The sequence below is a fragment of the Peribacillus simplex NBRC 15720 = DSM 1321 genome, from assembly GCF_002243645.1.
Lineage (GTDB): Bacteria > Bacillota > Bacilli > Bacillales > DSM-1321 > Peribacillus > Peribacillus simplex.
In genome coordinates this window covers 3,131,946-3,147,190 of record NZ_CP017704.1, presented here as the reverse complement: position 1 = coordinate 3,147,190, position 15,245 = coordinate 3,131,946, and the positions used below count along the sequence as shown (strand labels likewise).

Below are 15,245 nucleotides of genomic sequence, written 5' to 3'. Positions count from 1 at the left end.
TTAAACGTATTTATTGATGTCATTCACATCATTGTTTCCTGCTAAAGGCTTTACCTCTAGCGTTTCTCTTTAAGTTAAAATATAAACCTTCGTTTAATCCGATCATACAAGAAAAAATGTAAACCTTTTCATTTGTCCAAAACCGACAAACAAATGACAGAATTATTGTTTTTTTAGAACATTGAGAATATTGTCGAAAAATCGTAAGCTTAATTTATTGAAATACATCTTCTTAGGGGGTGCGCTTTATATGGAAGCCATTACAAGGGACTTTTTCTTATTTTTATCTAAAAATAATCTGCTTAATAATATTGCTAAAAAAAGCGGAGGAAATTTTGCTGCTGGAAAGATCATTGGGGGAACTGATTTCCAAAGTTCCATTAAATTCATTAAACAACTTAATAATAGCGGCTTGTCGGTTACAGTTGACCATCTTGGGGAATTCGTTGATTCTAAGGAAGTGACTCAGGAACGGACGGCAGAATGCATCGAAACCATCGAAATGATCAGCAGGGAAAAACTTGATTCACAGGTTTCTCTGAAGATGACTTCTTTGGGACTTGATATCGATCATAAACTCGTGATTGAGAATATGACGAAAATTCTTGATACAGCCGAAAAACATAAAGTCATGGTCACGATCGATATGGAAGATGAAGTTCGCTGTCAGGCAACAATCGATATCTTTAGACAGTTCAAAGAAAAATACAGCTGCATAAGCACTGTTCTACAAGCATATTTATTCCGCACAGAGAAAGATTTGGAGGACCTTGGCCAATATAAACCATTCCTGCGTCTCGTAAAGGGTGCCTACAAGGAATCTCCCGAGGTGGCTTTTCCCGAAAAGAATGATGTAGATGAAAACTATAAAAAGTTGATTAAGCAAAGTCTTCTTAACGGTAATTATACGGCCATTGCCTCACATGATGACAAAATCATCGAATATACAAAAGAGCTGGCTAAGAAGTTTGACATCCCAAATACACAATTTGAATTTCAAATGCTTTATGGCATGAGAAACAAAACTCAATACGAATTGGTCAAGCAAGGTTACAAAATGCGCGTCTATGTACCATATGGTCTGGATTGGTATGGATACTTCATGAGAAGGCTTGCAGAAAGGCCATCCAATATTGCCTTTGCTTTCAAAGGGATGGTCAGAAGCTAAATATACATTCAACATTATTAATTGCTACAAAAAATCTATTAAAAGGTGTGATTATCAATGATTTCATATAAACACGAACCATTTGTTGATTTTACAAACGAGGAAAACAAAAAGGCATATCAGGAAGCACTTCAAACTGTTGAGGGCTACTTAGGGCAAGACTACCCTCTTTATATCGGGGCAGAGAAAGTGACGACTGATGAGAAAATCGTTTCATATAACCCTGCAGATAAGCAAGAGGTCATCGGCCGAGTATCGAAAGCGAACAGGGATCTTGCTGAAAAAGCCATGCAGGAAGCTGTTACCGCTTTTGGAAGCTGGAAAAAAGTGAAGCCGGAAATCCGTGCTGACGTATTGTTCAAAGCTGCTGCCATCATTCGCAGACGCAAGCATGAATTCTCTGCGTTATTGACGAAAGAAGCGGGAAAACCTTGGAATGAGGCTGATGCGGATACAGCGGAAGCGATCGATTTCCTTGAATTCTATGCCCGTCAAATGCTGACGCTTAAAGATGGTGTGCCTGTTCAAAGCCGTCCGGGTGAATTTAACCGCTATGATTACATTCCATTAGGGGTAGGCATCATCATTTCTCCTTGGAACTTCCCATTTGCGATCATGGCAGGTACAGCTGTTGCCGCTATCGTTACTGGTAACACAATCCTGTTGAAACCAGCTTCGACAACTCCTATCGTTGCTGCAAAATTCGTTGAAGTGATGCTTGAAGCCGGCCTACCAGCAGGTGTATTGAATTTCGTTCCTGGAAGCGGAGCCGAGGTGGGCGACTACCTAGTTGACCATCCTAAAACACGTTTCATTTCCTTCACAGGTTCACGTGATGTAGGTCTGCGCATTTACAAACGTGCTTCAGAAGTGAACGAAGGCCAAATTTGGCTGAAGCGTGTCATCGCTGAAATGGGCGGAAAAGATACGATCGTCGTTGACAAAGAGGCAGATCTTGAATTGGCTGCTCAATCGATCGTGAAATCTGCATTTGGCTTCTCTGGACAAAAATGTTCTGCTTGCTCCCGTGCTGTCATTGTAGAAGATGTATACGATCAAGTATTAGACCGCGCTGTTGAATTAACAAAACAACTAACAGTTGGTAATCCTGTAGAAAATCATTTCATGGGACCAGTTATCGATCAAGCTGCTTTTGACAAAATCATGAGCTATATTGAAATCGGGAACCAAGAAGGACGCATTCTGACTGGAGGAGAAGGAGATAGCACTAAAGGCTACTTCGTTCAACCGACAATCGTTGCTGATGTCGATCCGCAAGCACGCTTGATGCAAGAAGAAATCTTCGGACCAGTCGTTGCCTTCACAAAAGCTAAGGACTTTAACGAAGCTCTTGAGATTGCCAATAACACTGAATATGGTTTGACTGGGGCTGTCATTACGACAAATCGCCTTAACATGGAAAAAGCACGCGAAGAATTCCATGTGGGGAACTTGTATTTCAACCGCGGCTGTACTGGTGCAATCGTAGGTTATCAGCCATTCGGCGGGTTCAACATGTCAGGAACCGATTCCAAGGCAGGCGGACCGGACTACTTGCAGCTTCATATGCAAGCCAAAACAACATCAGAAACATTCTGATAATGTTCGATTAAGCAATTTGAAGATGATTTGAATCCCCTATGGTTATGTATCCTCCATTCTGGATACGGAAACCAAAATGAGGTTAAATGGAGGAAGTGACAAATAGGTTGCTTCCTCTTTTAAAACAAAAAATTATAAATTTCAACCTGAAGGGAGTCTTTTATGGATTACGCATTAATAATTTCGATCAGCATTTACATGGCTGGCATGCTTTTCATCGGTTACTTCGCTTACAAAAGGACTTCCAATTTAAATGATTATATGCTGGGCGACCGGGGTCTTGGACCAGCTGTCACTGCTTTAAGCGCCGGTGCTGCGGATATGAGCGGTTGGCTTTTAATGGGGATGCCTGGTGCCATGTTCGCAACAGGACTAAGTTCCATCTGGATCGTAATCGGCCTTACGTTAGGAGCCTATGCGAACTGGCTGTATGTTGCACCAAGATTAAGAACCTATACGGAAGTCGCCAATAACTCCATTACGATCCCCGCTTTCCTGGAAAATCGTTTTGGCGAGGGTTCACGGATCCTAAGGCTCATTTCCGCTTTGGTTATCCTGATTTTCTTCACCTTTTACGTTTCTTCCGGAATGGTATCCGGCGGAGTCTTATTCCAAAGTACATTTGGCCTTGATTACCATACAGGCCTATGGATCTTAACAGGCGTCACCGTTGCCTATACTTTATTCGGCGGATTCCTGGCAGTAAGCTGGACAGACTTCGTTCAAGGAATCATCATGGTCGTTGCCTTGGTTCTTGTACCGATCGTCACCCTTTTCCATGTTGGCGGTTTCGGTCCTTCCATAGATACGCCACGTTCCATTGATCCAGCTCTATTGAATATTTTCACGGGGACGAGCTTTTTAGGAATCATCTCATTATTTGCTTGGGGATTGGGTTACTTCGGACAGCCGCATATCATTGTCCGCTTTATGGCGATCAGTTCTATTAAGGAAATCAAGAAAGCCCGTACTATCGGGATGGGCTGGATGATTTTCTCCAGTATCGGTGCCATGCTGACTGGATTCATCGGTATCACGTATTTCCATCAGAACAACCTTAAGTTAGATGATCCAGAAACGATTTTCATAGAGTTAGGTGAAATACTATTCCACCCACTTATCACTGGTTTCTTGATTTCAGCGATACTGGCAGCCATCATGAGCACGATTTCTTCGCAGCTTTTGGTTACGGCCAGCTCTTTAACGGAAGATATGTACAAAACTTTCTTCCGTCGTTCCGCTTCAGATAAAGAGCTTGTTTTCCTGGGCAGACTTTCCGTACTGGCCATATCCATCATAGCGCTCATTCTCTCTTGGGAACAGAATGACACGATCCTTGGACTTGTTGGCTATGCATGGGCTAGATTCGGATCTTCATTCGGTCCATTGGTCATACTAAGCCTCTGCTGGAAACGGATGACAAGATGGGGAGCTTTAGCAGGGATGATCGTAGGTGCAGGGACTGTAATTTTCTGGTCCATGGCAGGATTATCCGATACGCTTTATGAAATGATTCCTGGTTTTGGCGCAAGCTTGATTGCCATCATCCTGGTCAGTCTTCTTACAGCGAAACCATCAAAAGAAGTAGAAGCGCAATTCGATGAATTCGAAAGAACATTAAAACAATAATAACCCCCCTAAAAGGAACGGTATTTTTCATATACCGTTCCTTCTTTTTTCTTCCCCCTATACACATCATTACTTTAAAAGTATTATTAAACTAACTTGTCATATACTTCAAAAAATAACAGGGGGCCATATATGTCATTAGAAAAAATCCTGACTCTTACAAACATCAACGATATAACGGATATGGTCAGCACTTATTTAAAAAAACCAGTCGTCATCGAAAATGACCAATTTTTATTGCTGGCATATAGTTCATATTATATCGAACACTTCGACCAAGCCAATCGGCAAACCATCTTCACAAAGCATTGGCCGATTCCAATTCTGGAAAAATTCATGGATGAAGGCATTGTCGAACAGCTTAAAACCGTGGAGCATCCATTTAGGGTGAAACAAATCGAGGAAATCGGATTAAATCAAAGAGTCGTTGTAAGCGCCGTTCACAAAGGACAGGTCTTCGGATTCATTTGGGTCCAAGAAACGGAAATGATGACTGATTCCGATTTGGAATTCTTACATGAAGTTTCCCATCATATCGGCAAGCTCCTTTATCAGAAGAAACAGATAAACATGAAAAAAGATGAAGAAAAAAATGAGTTTTATCAAAAGGTCATTGACGAAGTCTATCAAACAGAAAACCAAATAAAATGGGAAGCTGCTAATATGAGTCTTCTCATTCCGGAAACTTTCCTTGTCAATGTCTTTACCATTGCTCAATCCGATGCGGAACATTTCGATGAATTAGCGGATACAGTCAGTCTATTCGCCAATGCATTAAATCATTTTACCCATGTATTCACAAACCAATTGAAGATCATCGTCTTGATTGGCAGCAACGGAAAAGGGAAAGACCTGCTTACCGATAGCGCCAATGATTTAACGAACACCGTTCTTTCCCAATTCAATGACAAAAAGGTATTCCCGGGAATCGGAAATGAGTATTCTTCGATTCTTCAATTAAGAAAATCCTATCTCGAAGCCCTGGAAGTGATCAACGCAGCCAAGTTCATCGGCAAACCTGAACAGCTTCCTTTCCAATATAGCAAGCTTGGGATTTTCCGTTACCTCGAAATGATCTCCAACCATCATACTAAAACGAATTATATCAATACGGATTTAGAGATGCTTCAAAAGAAGGACCAGGAAAGCCAGACCAAACTCCTTCAAACACTGGAAATATATTTGTTGAACAATTGCCGGATCAAACCGACAGCTGAACAGCTATACATTCATACCAACACATTGAAATATAGATTGAATCAAATAACCGATCTCACCTCAATCGATTTTGATGACTTTCATTCGAGAATGCAACTATACATCGATTTACAGCTTATAAAGCAGAGATCTTAAAGAACGTCCCCGGTTTTTGAGTTTTGGAGATTCAATAAGCTAAGGAGAGAAGAAACGCGGCTAGGTCTGCCGTTTTCCTCTCTCCTTATATATGTTTCACCTATTATCTTTCTAAAGGGTAACAGTTTCTTATATTAAATTAATTTAAGGGCATTTTCTTTGTCGCCGGTGTATTCACGCTCCCAGAAATCAGCGTTTTTTTATGCCTAAAGCTTTTGGATTGAAAACCGGATCGACCCCTGCCTTCGTAATAAGCGCCGATTTAGCCAGAATTGAAATGGCAATGACATTGAGCCATACCATTATGCCTAATCCAGCTCTGCCGTACGGATCGATCCGTAATAACTGGGCCGCCAAGATGATGAGCGAAAGAAGAAAAGGGCTATTGAAAAAACGCCAGCGATTCCGCCGGCGTCATGTTTTTTTGCATATAGGTCAAGATACTCTAATCGCACCCAATATTTCCTGTTCCAATTGATTGGTTCTCTCCATTTTTGTTGATTCCGTCCATCCAAAATATCCAGCCATATAATCGATCACTGCATGTTTATGCGTTTGGACTAAATCTATATCGAATAATAGCGTCCCCGTCCTGCGGAAGAAGAAATCCACTGGAGTTGCGGCCATTTCATGATCTAGTGCGTATTTCAGCTGTACGAACAATTTCTTTGGAACGCCACTGCTTGCTCCTCCGTCTCCTTCGCTTTTTGCGATATCGAATAACACAGATGCGTTGGACCCGTACATGGCCAATATCTCTTCGGAGTCCTTAACATCGAGTCCTGATTCAACTCCCATTTGAATATGTTGCTTGATATAATCGGAGAAGTTGCTTGATCCCCCGACATCACCTCCGGAAATCGGCATGCCTTTAGTGCTGCTGGCTGGGTAAGTTTTATTGTATTGCTGGGCAAGCTTCCCTGCCAAAAGGTCAACCGTCGTTTTGGCCATTTTGCGATAACCGGTCAATTTCCCTCCCGCAATCGTGATAAGGCCAGAATCGGACTCCCATATTTCATCTTTCCTTGATATCTCAGAAGGATCTTTTCCTTCTTCAAGAATCAACGGCCGTACCCCAGCCCAGCTTGATTCGATATCATCATCCGTAATGTTCACTTCTGGAAACATATAATGTATGGACTTTAATAAATAGGCACGGTCTTCAGAAGTAACGGTCGGCACTGCAGGATCCCCATCATAAAAAGTGTCCGTAGTCCCTACATAAGCTTTACCAGCTCTCGGGATGGCAAAAATCATCCGGCCATCAGGCGTATCAAAATAAAGCGCCTGCTTCAAAGGGAATTTCGATTGGTCGATGACCACATGAACACCCTTGGATAACTTCAGCGTTTTCCCTTTTTTCGATTGGTCCTTCTCACGAATGGAATCCACCCACGGACCTGCTGCATTAATAACTTTGTCTGCGTATATTTCAAAAGAATCACCTGAAAGTAAATCTGCAACTAGGACGCCGTTCACCTTTCCATTTTCATATAACAATTTATCTACTTTTGTATAATTTATCGGTGCGGCACCTTTATCGACAGCCGCCTTCATGATTTCAATCGTAAGACGTGCATCATCTGTCCGATATTCAACATAGTAGCCTCCGCCCTTCAGTCCCTCTTTCTTAACGAGAGGCTCCCGTTTTAGTGTTTCATCCGCCGAAAGCATTTTCCTGCGTTCAGCTTTTTTAACCCCCGCAAGGAAATCATATACCCGAAGTCCAATGGAGGTACTGAATTTCCCGAAGGTGCCTCCTTTATGCATCGGTAACAGCATCCATTCAGGCGTGGTCACATGCGGTCCATTTTCATAAACGATTTCTCGTTCTTTACCAACCTCGGCAACCATTTTTATTTCAAATTGCTTCAAGTACCGCAATCCGCCATGAACAAGTTTTGTCGAGCGGCTTGAAGTACCTGCTGCAAAGTCCTGCATTTCAACTAATGCCACTTTCATTCCGCGGGTCGTTGCATCCAGGGCGATCCCTGCACCGGTAATTCCCCCACCAATGACAACCACATCATATTTTTCTTTTTTCATAAGTTCGATCGTTTCTTCCCGATACATATTTGAAAACCTCATGCCTGACTCCTCCTTTAAGTATTGCATTCTATTTTTTTTCGTGAATTTGTGCTGTTAACTTGTCAATTCAATTCGTGCTGTTTACTCGTGAATTCGGTCATTATATTCAATTGGTTCATTTGTTCGCATAGTTTATATAGATATTAATATCCCTAATCCGCCATTAAAAACAAAAAAAGAGACCATAAATGCACATTATCGAATTAACGATAACGCATTCATGGTCTCTCCTGTTCTCCGGCCGAGTTATTAACTTGATTTCATTATAGCATACTCCAGCTCATTTGAGAAAGAATACATCTTGTTTTTTATTTAAACGCCATAGCGGCATGTACAGCTTTTTTCCAGCCTTCATATAATTTTTCACTATCTTGCTCTTCCATGGATGGTTTAAAGGTTTTGTCTACTGCCCATTGCCGGGAGATTTCTTCTTGATCCTTCCAATACCCGACAGCAAGGCCAGCTAAGTATGCAGCACCTAATGCTGTAGTTTCGTTTATGGTAGGCCTCTCGACTGGCACCCGTAATAAGTCGCTTTGGAATTGCATCAAGAAGTCATTCTTGACTGCCCCGCCATCCACTCTTAATGTCTGCAGCTCGATTCCTGAATCCGCCTCCATTGCATCAAGGACATCCTTCGTTTGATACGCAAGTGATTCAAGTGTGGCACGAATGAAATGTTCTTTGGATGTGCCGCGCGTCAAACCAAAAACGGCTCCCCGCACTTCGCTGTCCCAATATGGAGTTCCAAGTCCTACAAAAGCCGGTACAACATATACTCCATCCGTACTTTCCACCCGTTTTGCATAGGCTTCGCTGTCCTTGGCATCATGAAGCATCCGCAGACCATCGCGCAGCCATTGGATTGCGGAGCCAGCTACGAATATACTGCCTTCCAGTGCATATTCGACCTTCCCATTCAATCCCCAAGCAAGGGTCGTCAATAGTCCGTGTTCGGAACTGACGGCTTTTTCACCTGTATTCATGAGCATGAAACAGCCTGTTCCATACGTATTTTTAGCCATTCCTTCATTAAAGCAAGCTTGGCCGAATAATGCTGCCTGCTGATCACCGGCTGCCCCGGCGATCGGAACTGATTGGCCGAAGAAATGATATTCGATCGTACGTGCATACTCCTCAGATGAAGGCCTTACTTCCGGTAGCATTGACTTTGGTACAGTCAATATCTCAAGCAGTTCTTCATCCCATTTCAGTTCATGGATATTGTACATCAATGTCCGGGATGCATTGGAATAGTCCGTTACATGAGCCTTGCCCCCTGATAGCTTCCAGATCAGCCAAGTATCGATGGTACCGAATAACAGCTTGCCTTCTTCCGCCTTTTGTCGTGCCCCTTCTACATTATCGAGGATCCATTTCACTTTCGTTCCGGAAAAATATGCATCTATCAACAATCCCGTTTTATCCCGGAATAGATCATTAAGTCCCTTTTCCTTCAAATCATCACAGATTTCACTTGTTTGCCTGGACTGCCATACAATCGCATTATAAACAGGGGTACCTGTTTCCTTATCCCAAACGACTGCCGTTTCACGCTGATTAGTGATCCCGATACCAGCAATTTGCTCTGGCTTTACACCGGATTCAGATAGTACACCGGCAATCACCGCCAGGATCGATCCCCAAATCTCATTGGCGTTATGCTCGACCCAGCCTGGTTTAGGAAAATGCTGCGTGAATTCCTTTTGAGAGGAATGGACGATTTCCCCCTTTTCGTTAAATAAAATCGCCCGCGAACTTGTTGTTCCTTGATCTAATGATAAAATGTATTTTTCCATTGTGTGTGCCCCTCCTTTTAATTAACTAGCGATATTTCTGCTTTCCAATTCATGTGACTGTTTTTTACCAAAAGCATAGGCTAATATCAATAGTACCAGGCTTGCACCTAAAACAGACCAAAATCCTGCTGTTATTTCCCCCATAAAGAAGGCTTTATAACAAACGGCACCAAGTGAACCTCCAACAATCGGTCCAACGACCGGAATCCATGAATAGCCCCAATTGGAATTGCCTTTACCCGGTATCGGCAGCAAAAAGTGTGCGATGCGCGGCCCCAGGTCGCGGGCCGGGTTAATGGCGTATCCGGTCGTTCCCCCAAGTGACATCCCGATCACGACAATCAATAACCCGACTGCGAATGGGTTTAGACCCTCTGTAAAATCATTGGCACCTATAAATAATAAACCAAGAATAAGGATGAAAGTTCCAATCATCTCACTTAATAGATTTGAAAATGTGTGCGGGATCGCAGGTGAAGTCGCAAACACACCAAGCTTCGTTCCTGGATCATCAGTTGCTTTCCAGTGTGGCAAATAGTGCAGGAATACTAGAGTTGCGCCCAGGATTGCGCCAATCATTTGGGCCACGATGTAACCGGGCACATCACTCCAAGGAAACTCTCCAATAATGGCAAACCCTACTGTGACCGCCGGGTTTAAATGCGCCCCGCTTATGGAACCCACTGCAAAAACACCCATGGTAACAGCCAATCCCCACGCTATCGTGATAACGATCCAACCGGCATCCTTTGCATAGGAACCCTTTAAGGATGAACCCGCCCCAATACCTGCTCCGAATAAAACTAATATCATCGTGCCTAACACTTCTCCCCAAAATGGAGTCATGATAAAACCCCTCCCCTGATAAATGTTTAAACCTTTACAACAAATAAAAGGAGATCCACAGCAGAACTATCTTCATAAAAAAATTATGAATAGATCTGTTGTGAATCTCCTAGTCTCCGTCACATATATTAACTTGTACTGTAAAATATACTAGGTTATGAAAACGCTGTCAATATTTTGTGAAAAATTAATCTATTTTTCTGTAATTTTTTTCAATTCGTCCCTATCAGACGATATCCCATAATTCAGTTTTGGAAGTGGTGATTGACGACGCTCCAGCATCAAGGGCGTTCAGGACTTCATCCGAAGTACGTATGAGTCCACCTGCAAAAATGGGTGTCTGCAATCGTTCCTTCACTTCTTTTATCATCCATGGCATGGCGCCCGGCAATACTTCGATATAATCCGGCTTGGTTTTCTGCACCAGCTTATAACTTTTCTCAAGCGCATGTGAGTCTATTAAAAAGATTCGCTGGATGGCAATGACCCCTTTTTGCTTCGCTTTCAATATAACGCTTGATTTAGTCGAAATCAGCCCATAGGGATTATACTCCTGACAAATAAACTCTGTCGCGTACTCATCACTTCTTATGCCATGAATCAAATCGACATGATAAATCATTTTCTTATTATGCTGCTTTGCCATCATACTTACATTTTTCAATTGTGATATATGCAAATCAAGAAACACACCTATTTCATAGGAACTTTCTAGAAATCTTTCGAAATCCTTCATGCTTGCTGAAGCAGGCAAAATCTTCTGATCCATTATTATCCTCCTCATTCCCAGAAAAACTCAAAACTTCAAGTCATTTAGTATATTTTAAAGAGCTTGATTTATCAAACACATTTTTTTTCATGTCCAATGTCACCATAACACTAACATACCTGGCACTCCCTTTATAGATTGCAGTTAAGGATGTATGTAAAATATCCCCTTAAATCATAAAGAAAGTTTCATTTTCAATGCACCTTCGACAAGTTCATACGATTTAATTGTGCCCACCGGAATTATTCTCACGATGTTCCAAGCATTAACATTCATTTTGATCGTTCTATTTTCAAATTCAAAAAACGGCGGTCTGTTAAATATCCTTTGGTTGATGAAATTCCTGTCAATTGGTTCCATTTCCACTAATCCAAATGAAATCGTTCTATTTTCGACGTGTACCGGTTTTAATGTAATCCGGAAAGCTACGTTTTTCTTAAACATCATTTTTTTCACATCCATCGTTCCGGAAAGCACGATATGCTTTGGCGTAATCTCGACTTTAATATCGTGACCATCTGATTTCATTTTTACAATTCTCTCTATCATGGCTTCTGTTACCGATATCGGTATGCCATTTTTGAATGGACTGAATGTACTCATCCTCGCATTCCCCTCCTGCCATGCATATGAAATGTCGGTTATAGCATATGCCGGGTTCCCCGATGCAGTTAACATTTTCTGCCCAAATTAATAATTGGTATATTCAAAATCTTCCACCTTCAACGCTTGTCCTTTGTACAAACTACCTGTATAGTCATACTTAATTTAATAGACAACTCTTATCCAGAGAGGTGGAGGGACTGGCCCTATGATACCTCAGCAACAGACTATTCATGTACTGTGCTAATTCCAGAAGTGTAAAAACTTGAAGATAAGAAGAGTATATAGCTTTGTTGCCAACACCTCTTCTTATTTTTAAGAAGAGGTTTTTTATTTTTAAAAGGAAAGAAGGAATACAACATGTCAATCACATTAACGAAAGCACCATTCAGGGCCGATCACGTCGGAAGTTTATTAAGACCGGAACGTTTACATATTGCCAGAAAGCAATTTAGGGAAGGTACCCTTTCAGCAGAGCGGCTTCGTGAAGTTGAAACCGAAGAGATCAATCGGATTGTCGATAAACAAATTGAAGTTGGATTAGAGGCCGTTACGGACGGTGAGTTCAGACGAACATGGTGGCACTTTGACTTCCTCGAACATTTAAATGGCATCGAGGGATATGTGACTGAAAAAGGTCTCACATTCGATGGTGTGGAAACAGAGAGATATAACGTTCGCAATACCGGGAAGGTTTCATTCAATCCTGAACATCCCTTCATTCGTGATTTCATTGAATTAAACAAAATCGTGAACGGACGTGCCGTTGCCAAGCAAACGATTCCCAGTCCGAATCAATTATTTGCTGCTGGCATTCATAATGAAGACATCTACCCTGATATTGAAGACTATGCAAATGATATCATCAAAGCCTATCAGCATGCTTTGAAAGCATTTTATGAAGCAGGTGTGCGTTATCTTCAATTGGATGATGTATATATTGCCAGACTTTCAGCTCCAGATTTCCAGTTCAAAGATGGAAAATATACGAGGGAACAATTAATTGATCTAGCACTTCGAGTCATTAATGGCGCATTGGAAGGCAAACCAGAAGACCTTGTCGTCACTACACATCTATGTCGTGGAAACTACCAGTCGACATGGGCGTTCGAAGGAAGTTATGCCCGTATCGCCCCAACTTTATTGGCAAAAGAAAAAGTCGATGGATTCTTCTTGGAATACGACGATCAACGCTCAGGGGACTTCAAACCATTGGAATACATACCAAATGGCGGAGCCCGTGTCGTCCTAGGAGTCGTCACTTCAAAAGATGGAGAAATCGAAAACAAGGAAGCTGTTAAGGCACGCATTAAAGAAGCCTCGCACTTCGTTCCTCTCGAGCAATTATGCTTAAGCCCGCAATGCGGCTTCGCCTCTACCCATCACGGCAACAAGCTAACGGAAGAACAGCAATGGGAAAAGCTGAAATTCGTCGTTGATGTAGCAAAAGAAATATGGGAATGATTTTTTTCCGGAGACTTTAATTCTGATTTACAGGATTCGAATAACCTAATCGGCAGCACTTATTAGGGAGCCGATTAGGTTCTTGCAATAATACATTTCCATTCCTTTACTGACTCCTTTGAATAACGGTATCAAGTTTTGCTATTTATGAAACTAAAGATGAATGTTAAAATCATTTGACATATCGATAATTCTCGATATAATGAAATGTATGAAAACAATCGAGATATTTAAAGCATTATCCAATGAATCCAGGTTGCAAATCTTACAATGGCTCAAGGCGCCTGAACTCCACTTCACCCCTCATGAGGGAATAGACATGAAGGAAACCGGCGTTTGCGTTAGTCAGATTACGGAAAAATTAAACATGACCCAGTCCACGGCCTCTCAATACCTCTCGATGCTTCTTAGAGCAGGATTGATTAAAACGGAGCGGATAGGAAAGTTTACGTATTACAAACGAGATGAAGATGCAATCTCAAAAATTACTGATTTCTTGAAAGAAGAAGTATGAAAATGAACCTGATCCGTACCTTAGAGGGTTGGGTTCATTTTTCTCCCTAACAGTTCGATATTTCGCGATATGTTTATTTTTTTATTCATACACATTAACATATTACGATATGTCTTTATATAAAATTAATAATCATTAATGAGGAGTGAATCTATTTTGCTTAATACATGGAAAATTTACATGTTGGCGATAATCAGTTTTTTAGTAGGAACATCCGAATTCATCATATCCGGAATTTTGGATAAGATTGCGGATTCTCTTGGAGTGACCCTTGCTGCCGCAGGACAGCTCATTACAATTTTCTCCCTTGTCTACGCAATCGGTACACCCATTCTTATGGCTTTGACAGCAAGTTTAGACAGACGAAAATTAATGTTGTATTCCCTTGGACTATTCATAGTGTCCAATCTGCTTGCCTTTCTATTACCAGGCTTTGGACCGTTTGTATTTGCACGCATAATCATGGCACTTGGTGCAGGATTGGTTGTAGTCACCGCTCTGAATATTGCCGCTAAGCTTGCTCCGCCAGATAAACAAGCAAGTTCTATTGCGACAGTTGTCATGGGGTTTACAGCTTCCCTTATCATTGGCGTACCTCTCGGAAGAATCATGACGGATGCATTCGGGTGGAAATCCGTCTTTGGCGGAATCGCCCTATTCGGCCTGATTGCCATGATCGTTTTATTCTTTACCATTCCTCCTACCAAAGGGGATAAACCAGTACCACTTCTCCGGCAGCTGGCCCTTCTTAAAAAAAGGAAAGTTGCCCTTGGATTATCGATAACCTTCTTCTGGCTTGGCGGATACTCGATAGCTTATACCTATCTATCCCCTTACCTGCTATCCGTATCAGGGATAAGTGACTCTCTACTTAGCACGGCCTTGCTTATATTCGGTATCGCAAGCCTGATCGGATCAAAGTTTGGCGGATATAGTACGGATCGATGGGGTGTATCATTTACACTAATTGGCGGTATGGCGCTGCATATTGTGATGATCATCATGTTATCCATCGTTACGAATTCATTGATGGGCGTTTTGACAATCCTTACATTATGGTCGTTCGCAGCATGGTCATCAGGGCCGACACAGCAATATCATTTAGCGACCCTTGAGCCTGAATCATCAGGAGTCATGCTCGGTCTGAATCAGTCGATGATGCAATTGGCCATGGCGGCCGGTGCTGGAATTGGTGGTGTTGCTGTAGAACAAGTATCCCTTGCATCCATAACCTGGATCGGTGCAACAGGGGTTGCCATTGCCATGGTCATTGTTCTGGTCCTTTCGAGTTCATCGTCAAGCAGTAAAATAGCACAGTCCATAAAATCCTAGACCGTTATATATACATTCATCATAAGGCTAGATTTTAGCCTTATGATAAATCCTAAAGCTGAAAGCAACAAAAAAAGA

The 15,245-nt window shown here is 41.9% G+C and carries 12 protein-coding genes, 1 pseudogene and 1 riboswitch; of the genes and pseudogenes, 7 read left to right on the top strand and 6 right to left on the bottom strand.

All coding sequences use genetic code 11. The annotated features are described in order from the left end of the window. The first annotated feature begins 250 nt into the window (after window positions 1–250). The 4 genes from BS1321_RS15075 to BS1321_RS15060 all read left to right on the top strand — a co-directional run bounded on the left by BS1321_RS15075 (window position 251) and on the right by BS1321_RS15060 (window position 5,752). Window positions 251–1,168 (top strand): proline dehydrogenase family protein, encoded by a 918-nt coding sequence (locus BS1321_RS15075; protein WP_063236282.1) that lies wholly within the window; start codon window positions 251–253, stop codon window positions 1,166–1,168. Window positions 1,169–1,225: 57 nt separating this feature from the next. Then, entirely contained in the window at window positions 1,226–2,767 is a 1,542-nt protein-coding gene (gene pruA / locus BS1321_RS15070) for an L-glutamate gamma-semialdehyde dehydrogenase (protein WP_063236283.1), read from the top strand. Window positions 2,768–2,977: 210 nt separating this feature from the next. After that, the gene (gene putP / locus BS1321_RS15065) at window positions 2,978–4,399 is read left to right on the top strand and encodes a sodium/proline symporter PutP (protein WP_232522808.1); all 1,422 of its coding nucleotides are present in this window, start codon (window positions 2,978–2,980) and stop codon (window positions 4,397–4,399) included. A 132-nt stretch (window positions 4,400–4,531) separates the two neighbouring features. Next, on the top strand, window positions 4,532–5,752 hold the full coding sequence (locus tag BS1321_RS15060) for a PucR family transcriptional regulator (protein WP_063236285.1): 1,221 nt from the start codon (window positions 4,532–4,534) through the stop codon (window positions 5,750–5,752). A 134-nt stretch (window positions 5,753–5,886) separates the two neighbouring features. Here BS1321_RS15060 and BS1321_RS15055 read toward each other — a convergent pair. From BS1321_RS15055 to BS1321_RS15030, 6 genes and pseudogenes are all read right to left on the bottom strand, one after another. Next, a pseudogene (locus tag BS1321_RS15055) lies at window positions 5,887–6,163 on the bottom strand (sodium:alanine symporter); the annotation flags it as partial. A 24-nt stretch (window positions 6,164–6,187) separates the two neighbouring features. Continuing rightward, window positions 6,188–7,840 (bottom strand): glycerol-3-phosphate dehydrogenase/oxidase, encoded by a 1,653-nt coding sequence (locus BS1321_RS15050; protein WP_063236286.1) that lies wholly within the window; start codon window positions 7,838–7,840, stop codon window positions 6,188–6,190. 308 nt (window positions 7,841–8,148) lie between these two features. Continuing rightward, a complete protein-coding gene (glpK, locus tag BS1321_RS15045) occupies window positions 8,149–9,639 on the bottom strand; it encodes a glycerol kinase GlpK (RefSeq protein WP_063236287.1) in 1,491 nt (496 codons plus the stop codon). Window positions 9,640–9,660: 21 nt separating this feature from the next. Beyond that, complete coding sequence (locus BS1321_RS15040; protein WP_063236288.1) at window positions 9,661–10,485, bottom strand: MIP/aquaporin family protein; 825 nt, start codon at window positions 10,483–10,485, stop codon at window positions 9,661–9,663. A gap of 226 nt (window positions 10,486–10,711) precedes the next feature. Further along, entirely contained in the window at window positions 10,712–11,254 is a 543-nt protein-coding gene (locus tag BS1321_RS15035) for a glycerol-3-phosphate responsive antiterminator (RefSeq protein WP_048683275.1), read from the bottom strand. A gap of 174 nt (window positions 11,255–11,428) precedes the next feature. Next, complete coding sequence (locus tag BS1321_RS15030) at window positions 11,429–11,857, bottom strand: hypothetical protein (protein ID WP_063236289.1); 429 nt, start codon at window positions 11,855–11,857, stop codon at window positions 11,429–11,431. A 176-nt stretch (window positions 11,858–12,033) separates the two neighbouring features. Further along, window positions 12,034–12,135, top strand: a riboswitch (SAM riboswitch). An 82-nt stretch (window positions 12,136–12,217) separates the two neighbouring features. Here BS1321_RS15030 and BS1321_RS15025 point away from each other — a divergent pair. From BS1321_RS15025 to BS1321_RS15015, 3 genes are all read left to right on the top strand, one after another. Beyond that, window positions 12,218–13,321, top strand: coding sequence for a 5-methyltetrahydropteroyltriglutamate--homocysteine S-methyltransferase (locus tag BS1321_RS15025; RefSeq protein ID WP_063236290.1), 1,104 nt, complete (start codon window positions 12,218–12,220; stop codon window positions 13,319–13,321). A gap of 211 nt (window positions 13,322–13,532) precedes the next feature. Beyond that, on the top strand, window positions 13,533–13,835 hold the full coding sequence (locus BS1321_RS15020) for an ArsR/SmtB family transcription factor (RefSeq protein WP_057278291.1): 303 nt from the start codon (window positions 13,533–13,535) through the stop codon (window positions 13,833–13,835). A gap of 156 nt (window positions 13,836–13,991) precedes the next feature. Next, window positions 13,992–15,167, top strand: coding sequence for an MFS transporter (locus BS1321_RS15015; protein ID WP_063236291.1), 1,176 nt, complete (start codon window positions 13,992–13,994; stop codon window positions 15,165–15,167). Window positions 15,168–15,245 lie beyond the last annotated feature (78 nt).